Source organism: Photobacterium salinisoli (assembly GCF_003614885.1).
Lineage (GTDB): Bacteria > Pseudomonadota > Gammaproteobacteria > Enterobacterales > Vibrionaceae > Photobacterium > Photobacterium salinisoli.
Genome location: NZ_QZMS01000007.1, coordinates 873,475 through 896,866, shown reverse-complemented (window position 1 = coordinate 896,866; position 23,392 = coordinate 873,475). Strand labels below are relative to the sequence as shown.

Genomic DNA, 23,392 nt, shown 5'->3' with positions numbered 1-23,392 from the left:
CACGCTAAAATACGTGACCGTTTTTTTAATGTGAGTGGTGTGGATGTCTGAACAAAAGCGAAAGGCACTGAAAAAAATAGCCAAATGCCTTGAGTTAGGTAACTCGGCCAACGTCAATGAAGCAGCGCAAGCCATCAAAATGGCCCATCGCCTTATGCTCAAGTACGGCCTGGAGCAAGATGACATTGAATTCATCCAAATGGGCAAAACAAAATCGGCCACCCTGTTACCTTCAGACATCAGTTCACACATTTTGAAAATCATTCGTGGGATCAACCGCCGCTTTGGTGTCGAATGTGTGCTGACCAATTACAAGGGGCTCAAACAGGCTGAGTTTATTGGCGTGGCCGAGCGTGCCATTTTCGCCGCTTTCGCCTTCGATGTCGTGTACCGCGAAATGAACCAGCAAACCGGCCAATTCCGTAATAGCTTTGCCGGCACAGGCGCCAGTACAACTGAAGTCACCCGCCGTGTTTCCTCTTTCCTCGCTGGCTGGATAGAAGGCGCGCTGGAAAAACTGCCGACGCTGAACACCGACGATGATCATGACAAACGCATGAGTAATTTCATCGACCGTGAATTTGAAAATCTGGATCGTGAAACCTTCAAAAAACAATTGCAGGAAGCCATGAAGGCAATGACGGATGATTATGAGAAAGGCATGAAAAAGGGCCGCTCTATCTCGGTTAACCGGCCTGTTGGCGGAACACGTAACGAGCCAACCAAGCTGCTGGAGCAGTGACAGAGCAAACAAACAGTACGCATGACAACAGGCGAGTGATTTACTCGCCTGTTGTTAATTGATAGTGCTTTTTAATTGACGTTTAAATGAACGGCTTCTTTAACAGGAAGCGATGGCATTTCTGACTCGTTTATCAGAGACAGGGTACGGTGTACCTAGTTGCTGAGCGAAATAACTCACACGCAATTCCTCTATCATCCAGCGGATCTCCTTGACCTGTTCAGGTATCGGCTGACCTTTAGGGATTTTATTGAGTAACTCTTTGTAGTCATTGGTGACTGACTCAACTTTCAATATATGCACCCTGTCTTTATTCGGGTCAATCGGCAGTTTTTCCATTCTGCGTTCAATTGCCTTCATGTAACGCAAAATATCCGGCAGACGTCGCCAGCTGCACTCAGTGGCAAACCCTTTAAAGATCAACCCTTCTATCTGCGCTTTGATATCAGACAAGGCAAAGGCCATACTCAAGTCGACTTTCCCTTTCAATTTCTTATTGATATTGAAAGCCGTTGTCAAAATCGCTTCTACTTGTTTGGCGATATCGACAACTGTGTCGCCCAACTCGGCCCGAACGTGCTCTTTCAACGCTTCAAACCCATCAGCATCCCAAACCAGGCCGCCCTTTTCTTCAATCAGTTTATCCACACCACATGCAATGCAGTCATCGATCAAATCCCTAACCCGCCCATACGGGTTAAAGTACAGACCCAGCTTTGATTTGTTCGGCAGATTAGCATGCAGATATTTGATCGGCGACGGCACGTTAAGCAAAATCAGACGACGCTGACCTTGCTGCATAGCTGTGCGCTGCTCTTCTTCGGTTTCAAACAGCTTGATGCCGACCGAGTCTTTGTTATCAATGATGGCCGGATAGGCTTTAACGTCAAACCCGCCACGCTTCTGCTGATAACGTTCAGGTAATGCGCCAAAGCTCCAGGTTTTCAGGCCGTCCTGCTCAATGTCATCATCGGCAACCTTAGACAGGGTCTCCTGAACTTTTTCTTTCAGACTGTCTTTCAGGGCGTACAGATCTTTGTTTTCCCGAAGTTTCCGGTTGCGGTGATCCACAGCGCGGAATGTCATCTTCAGGTGCTCTGGAACTTGATCCAGATTCCAGTCATCGCGCAGTACAGTCACACCTGTCATACGTTTGAGTTCTTTCTCCAGCGCATCCAGCAAAGGCATCGACAAGGCCTGCACCCGGGCCAGGAAAGCATCAGCATAATTAGGCGCTGGCACAAAGTTACGTCGCAACGATTTTGGCAACGACTTAATCAAAGCCACCACCAGCTCATGACGCAGCCCCGGTATCTGCCAGTCAAAACCATCCGGCTCAACCTGATTCAATACAGGTAACGGAAGATGCACCGTAACACCATCTGTGTCTTCACCCGGCTCAAACTGGTAACTCAGTTTGAGTTTTAGGCCTCCCTGATGCCAGAAGTTGGGGTAATCAAGCTCTGTGACATGACTCGCATCGCCCCGTAGCAGCATCTCACGCTCAAAATTGAGCAGATCCTTGTCTTTCCGGAAAGCCTCTTTCCACCAGGTGTCAAAATGTCGCCCGGAAACCACAGTATGTTCAACACGCTGATCGTAGAACTCATACAGGGCATCATCGTCGATCAGAATGTCACGCCGGCGGGATTTATGCTCAAGCTCTTCCACTTCCCGCAATAACTGTCGGTTTTGATGGAAGAACTTGTGTTTTGTGTCCCAATCACCTTCGACCAGTGCCGAGCGAATAAAAATTTCTCGACTGAGCACAGGATCAATCTTGCCGTAATTCACCTTACGCTTAGGTACAATCGGAATGCCGTACAGGGTGACTTTCTCAAAGGCCTGTACAGAAGCCTGCTTTTTCTCCCAGTGCGGTTCACTGTAGCTGCGTTTAATCAAATGCGGTGCCAGCGGTTCGATCCATTCAGGCTGAATCTTAGCGGCAATACGCCCCCACAGCTTGGAGGTTTCCACCAGTTCGGCCACCATGACCCACTTAGGCTGCTTCTTGAAAATACCGGAACCGGGGAAGATGTTAAATCTGGCGTTGCGCGCGCCCTGATAGTCGTTCTTCTCCTGATCTTTCTGACCAATATGCGACAGTAACCCGGCCAGCAACGAGGTATGCACTGCCTGATAATCGGCTGGTTCGTCGTTATGACGCAGCTTCAGCTCGCGCACAACCTGATGCACCTGAAAATAAATATCCTGCCACTCCCGCACGCGCAGATAGTTCAGGTAATCCGCTTTACACTGCTTACGGAATTGGTTAGCCGACAGCGTTTTTTGCTGTTCTTTCACGTACTCCCAGAGGTTCACAAAGGTCTGGAAATCCGATTCTTTGTCATAGAAACGACGGTGTTTCTCATCCGATGCCTGCTGTTTGTCTGTCGGACGCTCCCGTGGGTCCTGAATCGACAAGGCAGAGGCAATGATCATGACCTCCTGCAGCGCACCGTGTTTCGGTGCTTCCAGCACCATACGGGCCAGGCGTGGGTCAATTGGCAATTTCGCCAGCTGACGGCCAATCTCGGTCAGGCGCTTACGCGGGTCGGTCGCTGTGGCATTCATGGCGCCCAGCTCTTCAAGCAGGCGTACACCGTCCTGAATATTACGGCTGTCAGGCGGCTCAACAAACGGGAAAGCCTGGATATCACCAAGGCCAATCGCCGTCATCTGTAAAATAACCGAGGCTAAGTTAGTACGCAGAATTTCCGGATCGGTAAATTCCGGACGCGACAGAAAGTCTTCCTCTGAATACAGACGAATACAAATACCTGCCGCCACCCGGCCACAACGGCCTTTACGCTGATTGGCGCTGGCCTGGGATACAGGCTCTATCGGTAAGCGCTGCACCTTTGTGCGATAGCTGTAGCGGCTGATACGGGCCGTACCCGGGTCAATCACATATTTGATGCCCGGTACTGTCAGTGAAGTTTCAGCCACGTTGGTCGACAGCACGATGCGCCGGCCACTGTGCGACTGAAACACCCGGTTCTGTTCACTGGCTGACAGACGGGCGTACAAAGGTACAATTTCAGTGTGTTTGATATTGCGCTTATTCAGGGCATCAGCCGTATCGCGAATTTCCCGCTCTCCGTTCATGAAGATCAGAATATCGCCCATGCCTTCATCGCACAGTTCATCGACCGCGTCGAAAATGGCCTGGAGCTGATCACGATCGTTATCGTCACTGTCATCCATGATCGGACGGTAACGGACTTCAACCGGATAAGTTCGGCCAGAAACCTCGATAATCGGCGCATTGTTGAAGTGTTTTGAAAAGCGTTCCGGATCGATAGTCGCAGAGGTAATGATCACCTTAAGATCCGGGCGTTTCGGCAACAGGTTCTTCAGGTAGCCCAGAATGAAATCAATGTTCAGGCTTCGCTCGTGGGCTTCATCGATAATGATGGTGTCATACTGATTCAGATATTTATCGTTCTGAATTTCCGCCAGCAAAATCCCGTCAGTCATCAGCTTGACTTGTGTCTTGTCTGAAACCTGATCGTTAAAACGCACTTTGTAACCGACTGTTGAGCCCATCTCGCAGCCCAGCTCTTCAGCGATACGGTTCGCAACAGAACGCGCCGCCAGACGCCGTGGCTGTGTATGACCTATGGTTCCCTTAGTACCCAGCCCCAACTCCAGACAAATTTTAGGGAGCTGAGTGGTTTTACCTGAGCCGGTTTCACCGGCGACAATCACGACCTGATGCTCACTGATTGCCTTGGCAATATCGTCTTTCTTCTGACTGACAGGCAGCTGCTCAGGATAGGTAATCTGAGGACAATTGCTGCGCCGGATGTCGACCGCTTGCATCGAACGTGCGATATCCATGGCGATTTCATCGAATACCGCATGGCGAGCCTGTTCATTCTTAATCTTCGCGGCGCCCTGCACTCTTTTCTGCAGACGGAAACGATCGCGGATCAGGCAATCATTCAGCGCGGCTTTTAATGTTTTTTCATTATTGCGAACTTCGGTCCGCTCAGATGGAGACTTGGTAGACTGAGTCAAGTGATTTCCTGCTTGTATCAGTTAGTTGTTCAGGCTGAATGCAAATCATCAAAAGACCTGAACAAACTCATCATAAAACTGCCGCGATTCTACCACATAGTTTATCTTTCATCAGGCAGGCTAAAACTATCCCTTGCATTTTTTCTGCGAGCACTGCAAAGATAAAAGTATGACTAAGGCTGTTGAAAGGAAATGATTATGTTCCAGCAATTACGCGTACTCTTTCGCCAGGTGATGAATGAAGGCAGTGATGATGGAGCGGCGGTGGATACCCCATCCCTTCACCTGGCGATGGCTTCACTGCTCTGTGAAGTCGCAGACGCCGATCACAGCCGGGACCCCAGCGAGGAAAGTGCAAAAGTCCACTTGTTAGTTAAATTGCTTGACGTGGATGACACGCAAGCCAGAGCCTTGCTGCACGAAGCACAAACTCGCAGCGAGCAATCTGTGTCGGTGTTTGAATTCACCAATAAACTGCGCTCACTGTCTGTAGAAGAGCGTTACCGCTTAATCGAAGCCATGTGGCAGGTCGCTTTGGCTGACGGCATTTTAGATCCGGTGGAAGAAGCCGTTATCCGCCAGGTTGCAGAGCTGATCTATGTTGACCATGCCACTTTCATCAAGGCAAAACTGTCCGCTCAGGCAGGTGCTTCCGAATAATTCCTTCACGGAATGCCTAATACAGAAGACAGATAATGTAAATCGGGTGATTTCGGGGTAAATTTCTGATAATCACCCGAAAAACCAGTTAAATACTCCAATAAAACTCATTAAATCAGTTCACATGAGTCAAAAACAGCCAGGCTCGCCTGATAATGCCTTACTTTATCTCGCATTTTCTTTCAGCAATAAGACATTCAACAAAAGTTGAAAATGTTGATCATTTTAACAAAATTTTTGAACTTTCTCTTTGAATATAACGAGTGATAGGTCTACGATGTGCCCTCAATAAGAAGAAATGCCAAAATTTCAGCCAAAAACAGAGTCTATTGCATGAAAGACGATAAAAGACCCCTATATATCCCCTACGCCGGACCGGCCCTGCTAGAAACTCCTCTACTTAACAAAGGAAGTGCATTTTCTGTCGAAGAGCGAATGTTCTTCAACCTCGAAGGTTTGTTACCAGAAGCGATTGAAACCATTGAAGAACAGGCAGAACGTGCTTATCAGCAGTACCTGAAATTTGACAATGATATGGATAAGCATATCTATCTTCGTAACATTCAGGATACCAACGAGACACTGTTTTACCGACTGGTTGAAAGCCATATCACTGAGATGATGCCAATCATCTACACCCCGACTGTCGGTGCAGCATGTGAGAACTTCTCCAACATTTACCGCCGTGGTCGTGGCTTGTTCATTTCTTATCCGAACCGTGACCGCATTGAAGACATGCTCAACAATGCTTCCCGTCATAATGTCAAAGTCATAGTAGTGACTGACGGTGAGCGCATTCTTGGTCTGGGTGATCAGGGCATCGGCGGCATGGGTATTCCAATTGGTAAGCTGTCACTCTATACCGCGTGTGGTGGTATCAGCCCGGCTTATACCTTGCCGGTTGTACTGGACGTGGGCACCAATAATCCACAGCGCCTGTCAGATCCTATGTACATGGGCTGGCGCCATACCCGTATTACCGGGAAAGAATACGAAGACTTCGTCGATAACTTTATTCAAGCGGTTAAGCAGCGCTGGCCGGATGCATTGATCCAGTTCGAAGACTTTGCACAGAAAAATGCCATGCCTTTGCTGGATCGCTACAAAGATAAAGTGTGCTGTTTCAACGATGATATTCAGGGCACTGCCGCTGTAACAGTGGGTTCCCTTCTGGCGGCCTGTAAAGCGGCTGGCAGCAAACTGTCCCAACAACGTGTTGCTTTCCTTGGTGCAGGCTCTGCCGGATGCGGTATTGCGGAAGCGATTATTGCACAAATGGTCTCTGAAGGTATTTCAGATGCACAGGCACGCAGCCAGGTTTACATGGTAGACCGCTGGGGCCTGCTGCTGGACGATATGCCTAATCTGGTTAACTTCCAGAAAAAACTGGTGCAGACACGTAAGAGCATCAGTGAGTGGGAAACGGACGACAGCAATATTTCCCTGCTGGACGTGATGCGTAATGGCAAACCTAACATATTGATCGGGGTATCCGGTGTGCCGGGTCTGTTCAGTGAAGAAGTGATTCGTGAAATGCACAAACATTGTGAACGTCCGATCATCTTCCCACTATCCAACCCGACCAGCCGTGTTGAAGCCATGCCTGCCGATATCATCCGCTGGACGGACGGCCAGGCCCTGGTTGCCACAGGCTCGCCGTTTGAACCTGTTGTCTATAACGGTAAAACCTACCCGATTGCCCAGTGTAACAACAGTTACATCTTCCCGGGTATTGGCCTGGGCGTGCTGGCTGTTGGTGCCCGCCGCGTAACCGATGAAATGCTGATGGAAAGCAGCCGGGCGCTGGCGGAATGTTCTCCGTTAGCCATTAACGGCCGTGGCGCTTTGCTGCCACCGCTGGAAGATATCCAGAATGTGTCTCGCTACATCGCTCTGGCTGTGGCTAAGAAAGCCGTGGAGCAACGTAAAGCACCGAAAAATACCGAAGAGCGCATTAAAGAGAAAATTGATGCGAACTTCTGGGAACCAGGCTACCGCCGGTATAAGCGGACATCGTTCTAATTATTCGCTTTTTTGATGATAAAACCCGCTACTGGCGGGTTTTTTTATTATTCAGCCTGCCATGCTGATGATTTTCACGACAAGTATGACCTGATTTTTACACAACATTATCAACGGATTAAGGTACACTTAAGGCGTTAAGAAACCGTTTTATTTGCGTTTTGGGCCTCTATGAAGCTACCTACATTTCTGCGGTATACCGTCATGCTGATGATTGTACTGTTCGGATTCTTTCTGATACTCGACAGATGGGTAGCAGCGAGCACGGCTGATCGTATTTATACCCAGATAGATAAAGTCCCTGCCCGTACGGTCGGTCTTGTCTTGGGTACAAGTAAATACATAGCCCATAACCTCAATCCTTATTACAACTACCGTATGGATGCTGCGGTGAAGTTATACCGGGAAAAAAAAGTCCAGATCTTTCTTCTGAGTGGAGATAATGCACACCGTTCATACAATGAACCCTGGACGATGAAACGTGATTTGCTCAAAGCCGAGATCCCTGACGAAGTGATTGTGCTCGATTATGCGGGTTTCCGGACACTGGATTCGGTTATCCGGGCTAAGAATGTATTTGAAGCCAACAGCCTGGTTATTATTACCCAGCAATTCCATTGTGAACGTGCGCTGTTTATTGCCAGCCACAAGAACCTGAATGCTATCTGCCTTGCCGTGCCGGAACCTCGCGGATTAGCCGGATTCAAAATTCGGTTAAGGGAAGTGTTTGCGCGAGTAAAAGCCATACTGGATCTGTATATTTTAAATGAGCAGCCCCGTTTTCCCGGCCCCAAAGAGCCTATCTTTACCAGGCCGCCTCTGCGACCAGTCCAGCCTGAGCAACCTACTTACTCAGCACCATTATCCCCTCTGCTGATCAACACGCTCTGAGTTCAGACACACTGCCCGGCAGTGTGTCTGTTTATGCGTATAACCGTACAGGCAGTTAGCTAAACGACCGCTGACATGAGTGCTTGAAAATCTGGCTTAGTTGCCAATCGTTCCAAACTCACTGTCTGCAGCACTTGTTTGAAAGGAGAATGCTCAAGGAAGTGCATAATATTGTCGCCCGCAGCGTCATGATAAATCTCACTATGACGAAATTGTACGTACTCAAGAGCAACATGAAGATAAAGCGTCGCCAGATTAGGTTGAAGCAACACGTCTTTTCTGGCACCTCCTGCCTCTGCTTCCAGTTTTTGCAATGCTTTAACCAGTCCGGTTTTACCACGTCTGCTAAGTTCATTGTCCCCCTCAACAAAGCGCCCCAGTGCCACGGTTCTGAAAGCTGTCTCCATCATAGTTTTTGCCAATCCCATAACGGAAGTCTCAAGAGCATTTTGACTATCTGCGGCAACAAGAGCATCGGGCTGATACGTTGCAATCAAATACTGGCAGATACATAGGCTTTCGCTGAGCGAGACGCCGTCATTCAGCGCCAGAACGGGAATAATGCAAAAAGGATTGACCTGCTCTAATTCTGCTGGTGATTGCCAGGGATCGACCCACACCAATTGCAAAGCATCACATCGGGACAGCAATGCTGTTGCAGCAACAACCCTCGAAAACGGTGATGTTTCATTCAAATAAAGTTTCATAGTCATCCCCTTGATTAAGATACAGATTGCGAGACAGGTTCGCTTCCTTGTTGAGGCGGCGTGAAAAGAATACATGCAATTGACACGACTAGCGCGCTGGCACTGACGGCAAACAGAATAAAGTACGAGGCAAGATGGGCAGCATAATAAGCCATAATGAAACCCACTACCCCTTGAGAGATAGCAAAGGACAAGGTCATTGCGCTCCAGGCTTTGGTGTGCAGTTCATAGCCCACAGATTCCAGTGTATAGGTCGAGACTAAAGTGACCGTTCCCGGCGTGAAAATTCCCACCAGCAGGGAAGAGAAAAACAGTGCTAATGGATGGCTGCTGATTAAAGGGAGCGAGACACCCAATGCTTTTAAAGAAAATGCGATCAATAGCGATCGCCTGACCCCGGCATGATCGCCAAGAAAACCCGTTAAAACAGGACCGATTGCCGCGCCAATCCCGAACGTTGCCCAATAGAGCCCGCCGCTGACAAATGTCATACCAAGCTCGCGAACGATATAATCCACCCAAAAGAGAGTATGAGGCAGATAGCCGATGGCATTAAAGGTATAAGCCAGCAGGATAAGCAGCACCGTCATCCCCTGAGATCTGGACATATTCCGAAAGGTTGCCGGAGCGGTACGACTACCGGATAACGGCTCTGTTGCCCCCCAGGCATTCCAGGTCAGCACAGTTGTCACCAAAGCCACAACACCCATTCCAACCCAGGCAGAAACCACACTGTGATAGATAAGAAGCGGAATCAGTGTTCCGGATAACATGGCTCCCAGGCCAATACCGGAAAACACTACGCCACTAATACGCGTTTTGACCTTGGCACTGTGCATTCTCACAATGACCGGCGGGGCGAGCACCATTAGCATAGCGCCTGCAACGCCTGCCAGAGTGCGCAGCACGTAAAACCACACCAGTGGCGCATCCTGAAACGCACAACCCAGATAACTGAGACTGCTTACCAGCATGGCGACCCGGATAACCTGACCAACACTAAAGTGCCTGATCAGAAAATTGGCTGCCGGAGCGCCAAAAATGTAGCCGATTAACGTTGCCGCTCCCAGATAAGTGGCGTCTTCAACCCGAAACCAACCTGCTTGGATCAAAGCTGGCATCAGTGCGATATAAGCAAAACGCCCAATGCCATTACCAATCAGTGTTGCTCCAAGGCCTGCGAAACTGTACCGGTTAAATATCGGATTACTCTGCATAGGAAAGTGCTCTTCGATTTTCAGCCATCAACGCAAAGAGCTGGTTAACGGCCTTTCCAGCATCCACAATAGCCGTAGAATTCACGCCAGGTCTTGGAACAATAAATGTGTAAAATTTGTTGCCTTCCGTTGGAATACCAAGCGCCCACATATTGTCGTGAACACTGCCATCCTGACTAATCACTTGCATTGTCTTAGTCACATCAATCCCGCCCGGGTGATACTTGCCGTTGTAATACAAACGCGTAAAACCTTTGGAAAGCAATTGTTTCCACAATGGCGTCCCATCGTCTTTAGGGCTGTGCATCGAAATTTTTGCATGGACTAAAATATCAGCACGTCGTTCATATTCAGGCCATACAGAAGACTGAAGCACGACCTGCTTACCCTCGGTATCCACCACAACATTGGGTGAAGGCCCCAAATCAAGATGTAAAATTCCACATTCTACGAGTGCCAACATCTCCTCCAGGCGCTCCTTGGGCGGGCCAACAGCTATCCGGTTCATAATTGGGATAAACACTGCATCTATCCAACGGTGAGAATCTTCAGTCAATCCTTTGAAATCAATTGTGTCACGAATTAAATCCCTCAAATCACGCAGAACATCGCTGGCAGATTTTATTGGGCTGTTTACATTTCCCCGTTGTGCTTCAAACAAATCATTTTCAATAAAAGTCAGCAGCAATTTCCCGTACGCTTCTTTAGAGGAAAGTACTTTCATTGGAATTGGTGAGATGAGTCTTTGCCACGAAAATCTATCTTCTGGCTTAATTGTTCTGTTTATCAGTTCAACCCGTTTCGGCGGTGGCGAAAAGAAATAACTGTTACAGAATTTTTGTGATTCTATCGCTCCGTATTTATCACGTACGTATGCTTCATAATACGCATATTCCATGTCGTTAATTAAGAGTGGAAGTACGTCTTGTATGAAATCTATAGAGCCTTTAACACGAAGTTTCCTCACTACATCCGCTGTCAAAAACTTTGCCTTGTATTGAGCAGAGGCGCCCTTTTGGTTAGTTGCTCTACCAGACAAAGGTAAGCCTGTTCGTGAATAAGCAATAAGTTGTGGTTCGCGTCCCGATGGGACATAAACCAGTCTGCCATTATCAGAGCGAAAAAATTCCCCTCCTCGGCCTACCGTAAGCTCTGCCACGACATCGCACATTGTCAACCCCATGCCTTTCACGGCAACGGTGTCGCCACATTGAATGTCTGATAGCTTTTCTTTGATCGGATAAGGGTCACAAATTTCTAAACCACTTGGCGCTTCTGCCAACTCTGGCTTAGTGTGCCCAGTCGTTATGAATACATAATCTAATTTATACTGAGTATCATCTTCTGTTTTTACTGACCAGCCACCGTCAGATTTTTCAATATCCACAACCTCGAGTGGAATATAAGAAATATTCAATCGAACTGAAGCAAATTCAAGAATGTAGTTGAATACCCAGTTAAGGTATTGTCCGAACAGTTTTCGGGAATAGTAGCCGTCAGGGCGAATATTATCAGGGATATCTTTAGATGGCCGTTGCTCGCATAACCACTGATAGAACGTTGGTCCTGAGAGAATATTTCCAGCCTCAACGACAGAGTCATCTGCAAACATCGTGATTTGTTCTGCAACAGTATTAACTAACAAGTGATCAGGTTGATCTGTGGTATGGCATCCGGACCCAGGCAAATATGGGTCAAACAGCAACAAGTTAATTTCCGCGTCGATATTATTCATTGCCGAAGCAACAATCCTCTCAACAACACCCAGCCCTCTAGGGCCTACACCAATAACCCCAACATGATTTACAGACAACTCAGTACCCTCAACAAACCAATAAGCAACAACACTTATATCCACATTGTGCATATTTTGTTAATAAGGTGTCAAGTAATTACTCTAACTGGCTAACTTTGAGAAATTAAGTATCAAGAAGACAACTAAGGCCAAGATTGCTGCTGCAAACTATCAACACCGCCATAGGCTGTAGTTTAGAGGGGGCAAAAAAAACAACCCAGCCAAAATGGCTGGGTTGTCATGCTTTTCGCTACAATAAAACAATGCTGTTATCTCAATGATAAAACCGACTTTTTATTCCTTACGCTGCCCCTTGTCAGGCAGTGGATACTGTCCCAGCACCTTCATACGTACACGGCTCAAATGCTGCTGAGCTTCTTCCTGAATCCGTTTTTTAAACGCTTTTTTTGTCGATGTCATTACTGTTAACCTAGCTTCTTTTTTGTTTTATCGCCTGGCGGCTGAATCTGTAGTCAATAGGCTGATTCAAGCACCAGAACCTGACACAAAAAGATACTGAACCGAAACCGCTATCGCAAGACAGATGTAAGCAAATTTTTACCCGTGTAGATTCATGCCTGACTTCCTATACATCACACTCAATAAAAGACAACAGCAGCTTGCTTTGTCAGCAGGGCCATCAGGCATCATGCGCTTTATCGGTAAGCTGAAAGATAATGGGTAGATTCCCACACATTCAAAAATCATGACATCACAAAAGCCATGACAACTCTCTTCACACGTCACATTCGCGTTAACAAGCTATAAAAAAAATGCAACATTTCACGTCGACAGCACATCAGAAGCGAAAACGCCTCGTGCCAGACCTACACCATAATTACAGTCAATCTGAAAGGAACCCTATATGACAGCCTTAGCACTGACACTTAAACAGTGGCTGTTTGACCGGAACAGCCTGATACTGCTTGCAGATATCGCCCTATTTTTCGTCCTGCTAAATACACTACCCGTTGAAAAGGAAGTGGCGACGGGTCTTAGTATTCTTGCTTTCGTCGCCGTACTCTGGCTGACAGAAGCTATCCATGTCAGCATCACTGCGCTGCTCGTCCCCCTGCTGGCCGTCGGTTTTGGTGTCTTTAAAACCAACCAGGCGCTGAGTAACTTTGCCGATCCCATTATTTTCCTGTTTCTGGGTGGTTTTGCACTGGCTGCTGCTCTGCGCAGTCAAGAACTCGACCAGGCTATCGCCGATAAAGTACTGGTGATGGCAAGAGGGAAAATGTCCGTCGCTGTTTTCATGCTTTTTGGGGTAACAGCCGGCCTGTCTATGTGGATCAGCAACACAGCAACGGCAGCCATGATGTTACCGCTGGTTTTGGGTGTACTGGCTAAAGTGGATGCCAAAAATCAGCGCAATACCTATGTCTTTGTCCTCTTGGGTGTCGCTTACTGTGCCAGCATCGGTGGTATTGCCACTGTTATTGGCAGCCCGCCCAATGCCATTGCTGCCGCTGAGGCCGGGCTGAGCTTTACCGACTGGATGGCCTTCGGGTTGCCTATCACACTGGCACTGTTACCTTTAGCCGTTGGCGTACTGTACTTCCTGCTCAAGCCTAACCTGAACCACACTTTTGAGATGAAACACAAACCGGTGGAATGGACCAACGGGAAGAAAATCACCCTTGCCATCTTTGCGTTAACCGTAGTGCTGTGGATTTTCAGTAAACCCATCAATGGCATGCTAGGCGGGCTGAGCAAGTTCGATACGCTGGTTGCACTGTTTGCTATCGCTCTGCTGGGTGCATCACGCGTTGTAGACTGGAAAAAAATAGAAAAAACAACCGACTGGGGCGTATTACTCCTGTTCGGTGGTGGTATCTGTTTGAGCAACGTCCTGAAAGAAACCGGCACCAGTGTTTTCCTGGCTAACAGCCTGAGCGGCTTCCTGGATCAGGCTGGCCTGCTGTTCACTATCCTGGCTGTAGCGGCTTTCGTGGTATTTCTGACCGAATTTGCCAGCAACACCGCCAGTGCGGCCTTGCTTGTGCCTGTTTTCGCCTCAGTGGCAGATGCCATGGGTGTATCGCCCGTCATTCTTTCCGTGTTAATTGGTGTTGCCGCCTCGTGCGCCTTCATGCTCCCGGTTGCCACGCCACCGAATGCGATTGTGTTTGGCTCTGGCCATATCAAACAAAGTGAGATGATGCGCGCCGGCGTTTACCTGAACATTGTTGCGATCGCTTTCCTAACCGTGGTGGCTTATCTGTTCTGGTAAGTGAAATATCGTTCTGATAACCCTGACAACAATAACAACAGCAATGACACACTCTTTTATTTCCGGTGGCCAGTTGGCCACCTTTTTTTCGATGATTCAGGAATCAGCCGGATACCGAATACCGATGATATCTCTGGCAACCGTCATTATGGTGTGTACGATACGGCTACGCGCCAACCCCGAGTGATAATAATCTTTATCCTCGATCAAACGCGCGAACTCAGCCGCTTCATACTGCATGGTATTTTTTGCCTGAAAGCGTGACAGCGTCACATCAGGTTCATCTCTGCGGTGAATCACAATATTGCGGCACTCTGCTATGGTATCAATCACTAATGTCCCCAGTTCCCCTTGCAGCTCGCAAGGGATCTTGCTGTCACTCACCTTAGAGTGAGTAATAACGGCATCGAAATCACCGTAATGCAAAACCAGTGTGCCATGGCCATCCACCCCGGAATCCAGCAACGCACCTTGCGCAGTGAAGCTTTTAGGCTCTCCGAACAAGGCGATGGCCACACTCAAAGGGTAGATACCTATATCCATTAATGACCCATTAGAGAACTCCGGATTAAACGTATTCGGGTTTTCCCCGCTGAGATATTTATCGTACCGGGATGAATACTGACAAAAGCTGAAATGCGCTTTTCGTAAACGTCCAATTTTACTCAGGCTGTTGCGCAACACGGCAAAATTGGGGTTATATGTGGTCTTCAGTGCCTCGAAAAGCACCACATTATTCGCCTGAGCCAGTTCAATCAAACACTCGACTTCCCGAATGTTGGATGCCATTGGTTTCTCTACCATCACATGTTTACCGGCACGGATAAATATTTCCGCCTGAGAGGCATGGAAAGCATTGGGACTGGCAATATACACAGCATCAATATCATCACTGTTTGCCATTTCTTCAAGGTCATCAAAACACTGTTTGATGTAGTGCTTACGTGCAAAGCTTTCAGCACTTTCCATCGTTCTGGAATAGACGGCGACTGGGTTGATTTTTCCTGTTTGCTGGGCTGCCTCTATAAAGCTGTCAGTGATCCAATTTGTGCCGACCGTGGCTACTCTTAACATTTACCCAAGCTCCTATTTATAATTTTGTTAATTTCATTATGCACACCAGGAAGTTCGGGTAAACGCCAAGGGTTTGATGATGAGCACAAATCCCTGCTTCGATAACTTGGAGTCCGTTAGAGCTTGAAGTAAGATAACAGGCTAAATAATTTGATTTTCACCGATGTTCCTGCATTTTCCCGCAGAGAAAGCAACCGAACTCATATTTTCGCAATATTTATTTGCCGAAAAGTATAACCAGAACAGAGAATCGCTATGTACCACGCCGAAATCACTGGTTGGAGCAAGTGCCTGCCGCCAGCTATTCTGACTAACGATGAACTCAGCCAGTTTGTTGAAACCAATGATGAGTGGATCCAATCCCGTACCGGAATTCAGGAACGCCGCATCAGCCATGTTGATACCTCAAAGCTGGCAGAAGTCGCCGGAGCCCGTGCACTGGCTGCCGCCGGGTTAACAGCTAACGATCTGGACTTAATCATCATCGCTTCCTGTTCACCCGACACACTAATGCCGAATATTGCGTCCAAAGTCGCGCTGGAACTGGGTGCTAAACGCGCTGCAGCGTTCGATCTGAACGCGGCTTGTACTGGCTTTATTTACAGCCTGGAAACCGCCACCCGCCTGATTCAGGGCGGTAATTACCGTCATGCACTGGTTATTGGTGCAGAGCGTTTATCCTGGCTGATCGACTGGAGTAAACGCGATACCGCCGTGCTGTTTGGCGATGGTGCAGGCGCTGTGATCATCAGCCGAACCGAAGAAAAACTGGGCCTTCAGGAAGCACAGCTGGGTTGTGATGCAGAAGGCCGTGATGTGCTGGCTATTCCTGACTTCGGAACCTCTATGGATCGCTTCAATCCGGATCCGGGTCACTTTACCTTTAACTTTGTTGGCCGTGAGATTTTCCGTCGTGCCGTACGAGGCATGGGGTCAGCGGCCAGCACTGTTCTGGAACGTGCTCAGTTAAGCAAAGATGAGATTGATGTGGTTATCCCTCATCAGGCTAACAAGCGCATTATTGAAGCCCTGTGTGATCACACAGGTATTCCGCTGGAAAAAGCTTTCGTTAACATTCATCGCTACGGTAATACCTCGGCCGCAACTGTGCCAATTGCGCTCTGTGAAGCGGTTGAAGAAGGGTTCATCAAGCCTGGAAATACCATACTGTCGGCTGCATTTGGCGCCGGTCTGACCTGGGGGGCCTGCCTGATTAAATGGGGACAGCGGGTAACGCCTGTCGCGCAATCAGATGCCGAGTTGCCAGCTTGCGAGAAAACCGCGCGCGAGATTATGCAAAACGCGATTGACCACTGTACCGGCGTGAAGTAAGTACAGCCCGTCAGCCCGAATGAAAAAGCCACTTAATCGCTAAGTGGCTTTTTGGTCTCAATAGGCAAATTCTAACGTCTGGATGATTGGCGCTTACCTCTGCCCTGATGCACTTTGAGCTGTTTTTTCAGACGGCGTTTATCGGCTGAACGGCCTTTAGGCGCATGTTCAGGAGGCGCAATCGCCGGATTAGGTTCATAACCTGCCAGCCATTCTTGTGGCAAACGCGTATCCAGCAGATCTTCAATCGCCTTTAACGCCCATTCTTCGTCCAGACTCATCAGCGACACCGCCAAACCTTCACTGCCGGCACGACCGGTACGCCCGATACGGTGGACATAATCTTCCGCTTTAAAGGGCATATCGAAATTCACCACATACGACAATTGCTCTATGTCCAGTCCTCTGGCTGCCACGTCGGTTGCAATTAAAGCCCGCACTTTGCCTGATTTAAAATCATCTAATGCGCGTTGTCTTGCTCCCTGGCTTTTATCACCATTAATGGAGGCAGCTTTAATGCCATCCAGCTGTAATTCGTTCACCAGCGCATCGGATCCCTGTTTGGTTTTGGTAAACACCAGTACCTGTTTCCAGTTACGTGAACCAATCAGGTAGGCCAGCAATTCAGCTTTACGATGTTTATCAACCGGATAGACAATCTGCTGCACGGTTTCAGCTGTGGTATTGGCAGGCGTCACTTCAATAACAGAGGGATCCTGCATCATTTTATATGCCAGATTTTTTACCGCTTTCGAGAAGGTTGCAGAAAACAGCAAGGTTTGTCGTGGTGCTTTCATTCGCCTTAAAATGCGCTGGATTTCATCCTGAAAGCCCATATCCAGCATGCGATCGGCTTCATCAAGCACCAGATATTCAACTTGGCTGAGATCTATATTACCAACATGCGCGTGATCCAATAAACGCCCCGGTGTAGCGACAACGATATCGGGATGCTCTCTGAGGACTCTGGTCTGCACGTTCATGCTGGTACCACCGTACACAGCCACAGAGCTGAGAGGTAAGACAGAACAAAAGGCATCCATGTTGTCCTGTACCTGTTGTGCAAGCTCTCTGGTCGGCGTCAGAATCAGGGCTCTGACCGGTGCGCCCTTACCCTGTTCCTGACGCTCTGCGGTCTGACTGAGCATCCGATCGAGCAAAGGTAACCCGTAAGCAGCGGTTTTTCCGGTTCCTGTCTGCGCGGCGGCCAACACATCCTTACCTGCCAGCACGGCAGGAATCGCCAGTTGCTGTACCGGCGTCGGTTCTGTAAAACCTTGCGCATTGATTGCTGAGAGAATATCAGCCTGTAGCCCTAATTTGGAAAACGCCATTCCGCTGCCCTGATTACGAAAAAGCAGGGATTCTATCCCCTGTTGCCATGAGTTACCAATAAAAAAGCACCCTTGCGGGTGCCTTCAGCATAATAAGGGGCTGATTCAGACCGTTTCTATATTCAGGAAAGCTGCGCCACGAACACCGCCCGCATCGCCATGTTTGGCCTTGATGATTTTAGGCACGCGTGCGACGGATAGCAGATGCTTAGGCAAACGCTTTGGCAACTCATCATACAAGAGTTCGAAATTGGACAAACCGCCGCCCAGCACGACAACATGTGGATCCAGACCTGTCAGCAAATTACCCAGGCAAATAGCCAGCAGTTCAACAAAACGTTCAACATGCTCAACCGCTTTTGCTTCACCTTGGTTGTAATGTTGAATTATCTCAACCGCCGGGACTTTCTCGCCAAAATAATGCGCATAAAGCTGTTCAAAACCGCGCCCGGACAGATAGTTATCAATACACCCTTTGTTGTCACAGCCACACTGGAACAACGGGGCTTTTTCACCCAGGTGAAACCAGGCATCGATGGGTAAACGTGTATGGCCCAACTCACCGGCTACATGGTTTTTACCGGAAAACACTTTCCCGTTGAACACTAAACCACCACCAAAGCCTGTGCCCAGAATCAACCCCAGCACAGACGGCTCATCACGTAACGCTTCGTCCCACGCTTCAGACAAAGCAAAGCAGTTTGCATCGTTATCTATGCTGACAGAACGGCCAAGACGGCTTTCAAGATCCCGACGCAGGTGGCGGCCTTTTGCAGCAGGTATATTGGATGTCAGTACAGTGCCACTCTCGGCGTCTTCCATACCGGGGATGCCGATACCAATTTTTCCGGCACAGTCAAAACGTTCATCCGCTTTACTGATAATCGCCACCAGCGTATCAATTAACGCCTCATAATCATCACCCGGCGTAGGGACACGTTCCGTGGCCACACGCTCAAGTTGTTCGTTGAACGCACCAAATTCAATTTTAGTGCCTCCTACATCGAAGCCGTAATACATCGTTGTCTCCATTATTTTGCGCTGCAAAAATTATCCATTTATCAGCCTATACAGACTGTGACACAAACCATATTTAACGGGTCATCAATCAGCGCAAGCGCACATTTATATTAAGTAAACCATGCAAAGCTAAAAAACACAGTTACACAGAAGCTTCGGATAGCCCGGCCTGCTTCAGGCGCTCCAAAGCGGAGTCTTCAGGCAACGATCGGTTTAACTTTCCGGCCATATAATTTTCTCTGAATACATCAAACCAGAGATCCAGGATACGGGCGTTTTCCTGCTCACCGAATCCGGCCACAATCCTGGCCGCGACTTCTGCTGTGCCCAATTGATTGTCCTTAGTCGCTTCCCTCACCTGATAACGTGAACGTGATTCGGGCGTAATCGACAGCATAGGAAAATCGTTCAGATACGGGCTTTTACGAAACATTTTTTTTGCTTCCGACCAGCTTCCGTCTAGCAAAATAAACAAAGGCCGTTTGCCAGGCGCGGGCACAACCTCGCTAGCAACTCGCTCTGGCGTACCGTATTCTGCCGGAAAAATCACGTAAGGTTGCCACTGAGGATCGGTCAGCACCGCAAGCATGGCGGGATCAGGCTCAGTGCGGGACCAGATAAATGCAAAGGTATCGGTAAAGAGATCGGCAATCAGCCTGCCGGTATTACTGGGCTTGAGGACTTCATCATCATACATAATCAGCATGAAAGCGGCGTCAGACTCAATCTGTGGTTTATGGCTGCAGATACACAGGTGCGCTCTGAGCATGCAGAACTGACAACGCTCGACTTTTCCACCCCGAGCCAGAAACGGCCGTGTTGAACGGGCAAGACGCATTTCATACAGGTTATGAACAGCGTGGATACGCATAGCTAGACTACCAGGGAAAGAAAAAACGCCAGCATTCTACTGGCGTTGATAACCCGGTGACAAGTCCGTGTCTGTAGTTTCTAAACGGCAGGATCCAGAATTTTATACCGGGTCAGCATCTGGCTTTGCTCCCGCGCAATATCAGACACAGTTCTGGCTTCCTCGACCAGTGTCGATAGTTGCTGATTGTTCAGACTGGCCTGACTGGCGACTTCCTCTACGCTACGACCCACTTCCATGGAGGCATTTTCCTGCTGCTGTGTGGCAGCAGAAATCGTGATTACTTTATCGGTAATTCGCGCAATAGCCCCCTGTATACTCTGAATGGCAGCTTCAACCTCACTGCTCAAGTTAATCGATGCCGTCATTTCGCTTCGGCTTTCCTGCATAGCGGTATTTGCATCCTCTGCCGCCTGATGCAACTCAGCGATAGTCCGGCGGATAGATTCAGTTTGCTGGTTGGTCTCACTAGCCAGTTTTCTGACTTCGTCGGCGACCACAGCAAAACCGCGCCCCTGCTCGCCCGCCCTCGCCGCCTCTATTGCCGCATTAAGCGCAAGGAGGTTGGTGTTGTTGGCAATGGTACTGATAAGCTCCACAACTTCGGTGATTTTACCGACATGTTCATCGAGCGAGATCATACAGGCTTCGTTTCGCGCAAACTGCACATCCAGGGACTGCAAGCGTTCAGTGCTGCGTGCAATTATCTCAGCCCCTTCCTTTGCCAGCGTATTAGCCGCTTCGGCTTCGGCTTCCGACTCAGTGGTGCTTTGCGCGATTTCTTTGATAGAGGCCTCCAGTTCAGTGATGGCAGCCGCAATAGTGCTTAATTGATCACTCTGCTGACTGAGTGCACGGCGAGACTGCGCCGAAGCAGTCTGACTGCGCTCAGCCGCCTGAGTTAAGGTTTGACCGTTATCACTCAGTTGCGCCATGGCGTGACTATTGGTTCGATTCGACTGATTCAGCAAACTGGCCAGTTGAGCAAACTCTTTCGGTGCATTTTCGTCTGCTATGACGGTCAGATCACCCATGCTGTTTGCCTTAATCACATCATCGAGACGCTGCAAGGCAAGGCGTACCGTTTTGCTGACCCAGGCACCGGCTAATAACGCCAACAGCAAACCGGCGACACTCAAAGCAATAAAAATCATTTTGGCATTGTCGCTGGCGGCCAACACACCCTGCTCGCTCTCATGGATCATGCGCTGTGAACCTGTCTCCATGTCGCCCAGTTTGAGCATGATTTTTTCCACCTGCACTTTTGCCTGATCGGCTTTTTCAGTCTGAGCCTGTATCAAACGAAGCGTTTCAAGCTTGAGCATGATCATTCCCTGCTCACTAAACAGGCCTTTCACCATCTCAAACGGTACAGATAAACTTGAGAATTCCGCCAGTTCAGAATTGAGTCGATTCAACTCTTTCCACGCGTATAACATGCCCGATAAATTAGTCCGATTCAGGTCTTTAGCATACGCTTCGGCTTTTTGCAGATCGCTTTCAAACAACAAAGCCACCATGTTGTTTCCCATTTCCTGGGAGTGATTAATGAAGTTGGTAACATGGCCCATAGCTGCTGCATCACCTGCATACAGGCCGATGCTGATCCGGCTCATTTCAGATCGCACAGAGGAAACCGCATAGTTCATGGTGGCTTTGTCAGATTCCAGCCTGGCCTGATTGGTCAGAATTTGCTGCTGTGTTTGCTGAATGGACGAGACAAGCTGATTAAATGTGGTGAGATCGCTTTCAAACGCACTGACATCATTCTCAAGCCAGCTAATACCATGTTCTGTGGCAAGTTGTTGCAGCTCTGCCACAGCATTTTCTACATGCTGCTCATTATTTTTCAGTGTGCTCAGCGCCGTTTCCAGGCTTTCGATTGTCCGGCTGTTGATAACCTCTGTCAGACTCTGTGCGGAAGCCAGTGATCCTTCTACCATTTCCGCATTGAGCGTTGAGACGGGTAAGGCCTGCTGGCTGAGCGAGGCGAATTGAGTAGAAACACGGTTGAGCCCTTGATTACCAAAAAATGATAGTAATCCACCGATAACCACAAGAAGCAGAAAGACTGACTGTATCAGAACCACAACTGACAGCCTTGTCCGTTGAGTGCGTTTTTTTGTCATAGTGAACCTTTGTCAATGCCACAATTTCTGCCCCGGTAAAATCAGCACCAACATATTGCAGGACAATAATTGTGATCTTATTCTCATTAATTTCGCCGTTAACATACGGCTCAAATATGACAAAACAATGTCAAAGGTAAAAAATATGTAACGAAAGCTGACAGTTAGCTAACTGTCAGGAACAAAAAAAAGCAGCCTCAGCTGCTTCTGCGTTGTTCTCCAAACAGTGTGTTCAGGCGTGTGAAGCTTGTTGACTTATCACACTGTCAAACAGGTTTTTGACCAGGCTGATATAATCTTCCAGGAAATTAATTTGCTCAATGCCCGGGTTTTTGTGCCATAAGCCGCCTAGCATTTCCGCCATATCATCCAATACAGCATCGGCTTCCTGCATTAGCTTAAATCGAAACTCGGGTTCAAGATCCGGGTTTTGGCCAAATACCGCCATCAGGTTTGTAGCGATCAGATCCGTGACAACATTTTCTACGGTTTCCTCACTTGCATCAGTACCGCTTACAGCAAACACACTCAGGTGTTCCGTAAAATACTCAATCAGCGCGTGATAACCATCAGATTCAACAACCATATCTTTTGCTTATTCCACCCAACACTGCAGCAAATGATAGAGTGTCGAATTTGTTTTTCAAGCTCTGCGGCAGCAAGTGTGCTCAGGTTAACTATTTTATTTATCAATAAGAAATGGCTAATTTAGCCTATCCCTTACATGCCTTCTGCCAATGCCTGTCTCCGAAACGAAAAATAAGGGGATTTACGGTCTCTGCTGGTATCTCGCTGCGGATGGAACGCTGATGACGTTAGGAGGACTTTTACGTTACAATCCTGTCACTAAAATCTGAACTATAGAGATAGACACTCCCATGAAATTTGTTCGATGGTTCCTTGGCCGGATTATTCTGCTGCTTAATGCCATTTTTACGCCGAAGTCCATGAAACGCTCTGCCCTTGAGCAAAGCGAAATCAATGTGGCTGCTGAAAAGCTGAGACTTTACCAATTTGATGCCTGTCCTTTCTGTGTCAAAGTCCGCCGCAGTGCCAAACGACTGGCACTTCCGCTTAAGACCCTTGATGCGAAAAAACCTGCGTTCGAACAGGAACTGATTAATGGCGGCGGAAAACGTAAAGTACCTTGCCTGAGAATCGAAAAAGAAGATGGACAGGTGGAATGGATGTATGAATCGGCTGACATTATTCAATATCTTGAAAACCGATTTGCCTGATCTTTGTGCATAACGAGAAGCCCGACTCAGATCGGGTTTCTTCATTACGACAGTTTTTTGACAGCCTTCTGATACTTCCCCCTTCCGAATTCAGTATTATT

The 23,392-nt window shown here is 48.3% G+C and carries 18 protein-coding genes; 7 read left to right on the top strand and 11 right to left on the bottom strand.

Annotated elements, in window-relative coordinates:
- Positions 1-43: 43 nt before the first annotated feature.
- Positions 44-742: a DUF2786 domain-containing protein gene (locus D6M16_RS04725; RefSeq protein ID WP_120510797.1), complete on the top strand. Its 699-nt coding sequence runs from the start codon at positions 44-46 to the stop codon at positions 740-742.
- A 99-nt stretch (positions 743-841) separates the two neighbouring features.
- Here D6M16_RS04725 and hrpA read toward each other — a convergent pair whose 3' ends face one another.
- Positions 842-4,765 (bottom strand): ATP-dependent RNA helicase HrpA, encoded by a 3,924-nt coding sequence (gene hrpA, locus D6M16_RS04720; protein WP_120510796.1) that lies wholly within the window; start codon positions 4,763-4,765, stop codon positions 842-844.
- Between the two features lie 198 nt (positions 4,766-4,963).
- Between hrpA and D6M16_RS04715 the strand changes: the two genes are divergently transcribed.
- From D6M16_RS04715 to D6M16_RS04705, 3 genes are all read left to right on the top strand, one after another.
- A complete protein-coding gene (locus D6M16_RS04715) occupies positions 4,964-5,425 on the top strand; it encodes a tellurite resistance TerB family protein (RefSeq protein WP_120510795.1) in 462 nt (153 codons plus the stop codon).
- A 333-nt stretch (positions 5,426-5,758) separates the two neighbouring features.
- Entirely contained in the window at positions 5,759-7,447 is a 1,689-nt protein-coding gene (locus D6M16_RS04710; protein ID WP_120510794.1) for an NAD-dependent malic enzyme, read from the top strand.
- Positions 7,448-7,657: 210 nt separating this feature from the next.
- Positions 7,658-8,338, top strand: coding sequence for a SanA/YdcF family protein (locus tag D6M16_RS04705; RefSeq protein ID WP_420812228.1), 681 nt, complete (start codon positions 7,658-7,660; stop codon positions 8,336-8,338).
- Positions 8,339-8,397: 59 nt separating this feature from the next.
- Here the strand turns inward: D6M16_RS04705 and D6M16_RS04700 are convergent, their stop codons facing one another.
- The 4 genes from D6M16_RS04700 to D6M16_RS22570 form a co-directional block, all read right to left on the bottom strand.
- The gene (locus tag D6M16_RS04700; protein ID WP_120511870.1) at positions 8,398-9,045 is read right to left on the bottom strand and encodes a glutathione S-transferase family protein; all 648 of its coding nucleotides are present in this window, start codon (positions 9,043-9,045) and stop codon (positions 8,398-8,400) included.
- Between the two features lie 14 nt (positions 9,046-9,059).
- Positions 9,060-10,262, bottom strand: coding sequence for a YbfB/YjiJ family MFS transporter (locus tag D6M16_RS04695; RefSeq protein WP_120510792.1), 1,203 nt, complete (start codon positions 10,260-10,262; stop codon positions 9,060-9,062).
- Positions 10,252-12,120, bottom strand: a complete 1,869-nt coding sequence (locus D6M16_RS04690; RefSeq protein WP_162940928.1) for an FAD/NAD(P)-binding protein — start codon at positions 12,118-12,120, stop codon at positions 10,252-10,254. Before D6M16_RS04690 ends, D6M16_RS04695 begins: the two co-directional genes overlap by 11 nt.
- A 231-nt stretch (positions 12,121-12,351) precedes the next feature.
- On the bottom strand, positions 12,352-12,477 hold the full coding sequence (locus tag D6M16_RS22570) for a hypothetical protein (protein ID WP_276131385.1): 126 nt from the start codon (positions 12,475-12,477) through the stop codon (positions 12,352-12,354).
- 445 nt (positions 12,478-12,922) lie between these two features.
- Here D6M16_RS22570 and D6M16_RS04685 point away from each other — a divergent pair, with 445 nt between their 5' ends.
- Positions 12,923-14,293 (top strand): SLC13 family permease, encoded by a 1,371-nt coding sequence (locus D6M16_RS04685; protein WP_120510790.1) that lies wholly within the window; start codon positions 12,923-12,925, stop codon positions 14,291-14,293.
- 96 nt (positions 14,294-14,389) lie between these two features.
- On the opposite strand, the gene D6M16_RS04680 is transcribed toward D6M16_RS04685, so the two are convergent.
- Positions 14,390-15,367, bottom strand: a complete 978-nt coding sequence (locus D6M16_RS04680) for a Gfo/Idh/MocA family protein (RefSeq protein ID WP_120510789.1) — start codon at positions 15,365-15,367, stop codon at positions 14,390-14,392.
- A 249-nt stretch (positions 15,368-15,616) separates the two neighbouring features.
- Between D6M16_RS04680 and D6M16_RS04675 the strand changes: the two genes are divergently transcribed.
- The gene (locus D6M16_RS04675) at positions 15,617-16,699 is read left to right on the top strand and encodes a ketoacyl-ACP synthase III (RefSeq protein ID WP_205576861.1); all 1,083 of its coding nucleotides are present in this window, start codon (positions 15,617-15,619) and stop codon (positions 16,697-16,699) included.
- Between the two features lie 71 nt (positions 16,700-16,770).
- Here D6M16_RS04675 and D6M16_RS04670 read toward each other — a convergent pair whose 3' ends face one another.
- The 5 genes from D6M16_RS04670 to D6M16_RS04650 all read right to left on the bottom strand — a co-directional run bounded on the left by D6M16_RS04670 (position 16,771) and on the right by D6M16_RS04650 (position 22,639).
- Entirely contained in the window at positions 16,771-18,033 is a 1,263-nt protein-coding gene (locus tag D6M16_RS04670) for a DEAD/DEAH box helicase (RefSeq protein ID WP_120510787.1), read from the bottom strand.
- Positions 18,034-18,138: 105 nt separating this feature from the next.
- Positions 18,139-19,053, bottom strand: a complete 915-nt coding sequence (nagK, locus tag D6M16_RS04665) for an N-acetylglucosamine kinase (protein ID WP_120510786.1) — start codon at positions 19,051-19,053, stop codon at positions 18,139-18,141.
- 142 nt (positions 19,054-19,195) lie between these two features.
- Complete coding sequence (locus D6M16_RS04660) at positions 19,196-19,924, bottom strand: tRNA-uridine aminocarboxypropyltransferase (RefSeq protein ID WP_120510785.1); 729 nt, start codon at positions 19,922-19,924, stop codon at positions 19,196-19,198.
- 80 nt (positions 19,925-20,004) lie between these two features.
- On the bottom strand, positions 20,005-22,053 hold the full coding sequence (locus D6M16_RS04655; protein WP_120510784.1) for a methyl-accepting chemotaxis protein: 2,049 nt from the start codon (positions 22,051-22,053) through the stop codon (positions 20,005-20,007).
- 232 nt (positions 22,054-22,285) lie between these two features.
- Positions 22,286-22,639 (bottom strand): DUF3802 family protein, encoded by a 354-nt coding sequence (locus D6M16_RS04650; protein ID WP_120510783.1) that lies wholly within the window; start codon positions 22,637-22,639, stop codon positions 22,286-22,288.
- A 292-nt stretch (positions 22,640-22,931) separates the two neighbouring features.
- Between D6M16_RS04650 and D6M16_RS04645 the strand changes: the two genes are divergently transcribed.
- Positions 22,932-23,291, top strand: coding sequence for a glutaredoxin family protein (locus tag D6M16_RS04645; protein WP_120510782.1), 360 nt, complete (start codon positions 22,932-22,934; stop codon positions 23,289-23,291).
- The last annotated feature ends 101 nt before the right edge of the window (positions 23,292-23,392 follow it).

Coding starts and splice junctions, on each gene's coding strand:
- D6M16_RS04725 (WP_120510797.1), top strand. CDS start 44: ATGTCTGAACAAAAGCGAAAGGCACTGAAAAAAATAGCCAAATGCCTT.
- D6M16_RS04715 (WP_120510795.1), top strand. CDS start 4,964: ATGTTCCAGCAATTACGCGTACTCTTTCGCCAGGTGATGAATGAAGGC.
- D6M16_RS04710 (WP_120510794.1), top strand. CDS start 5,759: ATGAAAGACGATAAAAGACCCCTATATATCCCCTACGCCGGACCGGCC.
- D6M16_RS04705 (WP_420812228.1), top strand. CDS start 7,658: ATGATTGTACTGTTCGGATTCTTTCTGATACTCGACAGATGGGTAGCA.
- D6M16_RS04700 (WP_120511870.1), bottom strand. CDS start 9,045: ATGAAACTTTATTTGAATGAAACATCACCGTTTTCGAGGGTTGTTGCT.
- D6M16_RS04695 (WP_120510792.1), bottom strand. CDS start 10,262: ATGCAGAGTAATCCGATATTTAACCGGTACAGTTTCGCAGGCCTTGGA.
- D6M16_RS22570 (WP_276131385.1), bottom strand. CDS start 12,477: ATGACATCGACAAAAAAAGCGTTTAAAAAACGGATTCAGGAAGAAGCT.
- D6M16_RS04685 (WP_120510790.1), top strand. CDS start 12,923: ATGACAGCCTTAGCACTGACACTTAAACAGTGGCTGTTTGACCGGAAC.
- D6M16_RS04680 (WP_120510789.1), bottom strand. CDS start 15,367: ATGTTAAGAGTAGCCACGGTCGGCACAAATTGGATCACTGACAGCTTT.
- D6M16_RS04670 (WP_120510787.1), bottom strand. CDS start 18,033: ATGGCGTTTTCCAAATTAGGGCTACAGGCTGATATTCTCTCAGCAATC.
- nagK (WP_120510786.1), bottom strand. CDS start 19,053: ATGTATTACGGCTTCGATGTAGGAGGCACTAAAATTGAATTTGGTGCG.
- D6M16_RS04660 (WP_120510785.1), bottom strand. CDS start 19,924: ATGCGTATCCACGCTGTTCATAACCTGTATGAAATGCGTCTTGCCCGT.
- D6M16_RS04655 (WP_120510784.1), bottom strand. CDS start 22,053: ATGACAAAAAAACGCACTCAACGGACAAGGCTGTCAGTTGTGGTTCTG.
- D6M16_RS04650 (WP_120510783.1), bottom strand. CDS start 22,639: ATGGTTGTTGAATCTGATGGTTATCACGCGCTGATTGAGTATTTTACG.
- D6M16_RS04645 (WP_120510782.1), top strand. CDS start 22,932: ATGAAATTTGTTCGATGGTTCCTTGGCCGGATTATTCTGCTGCTTAAT.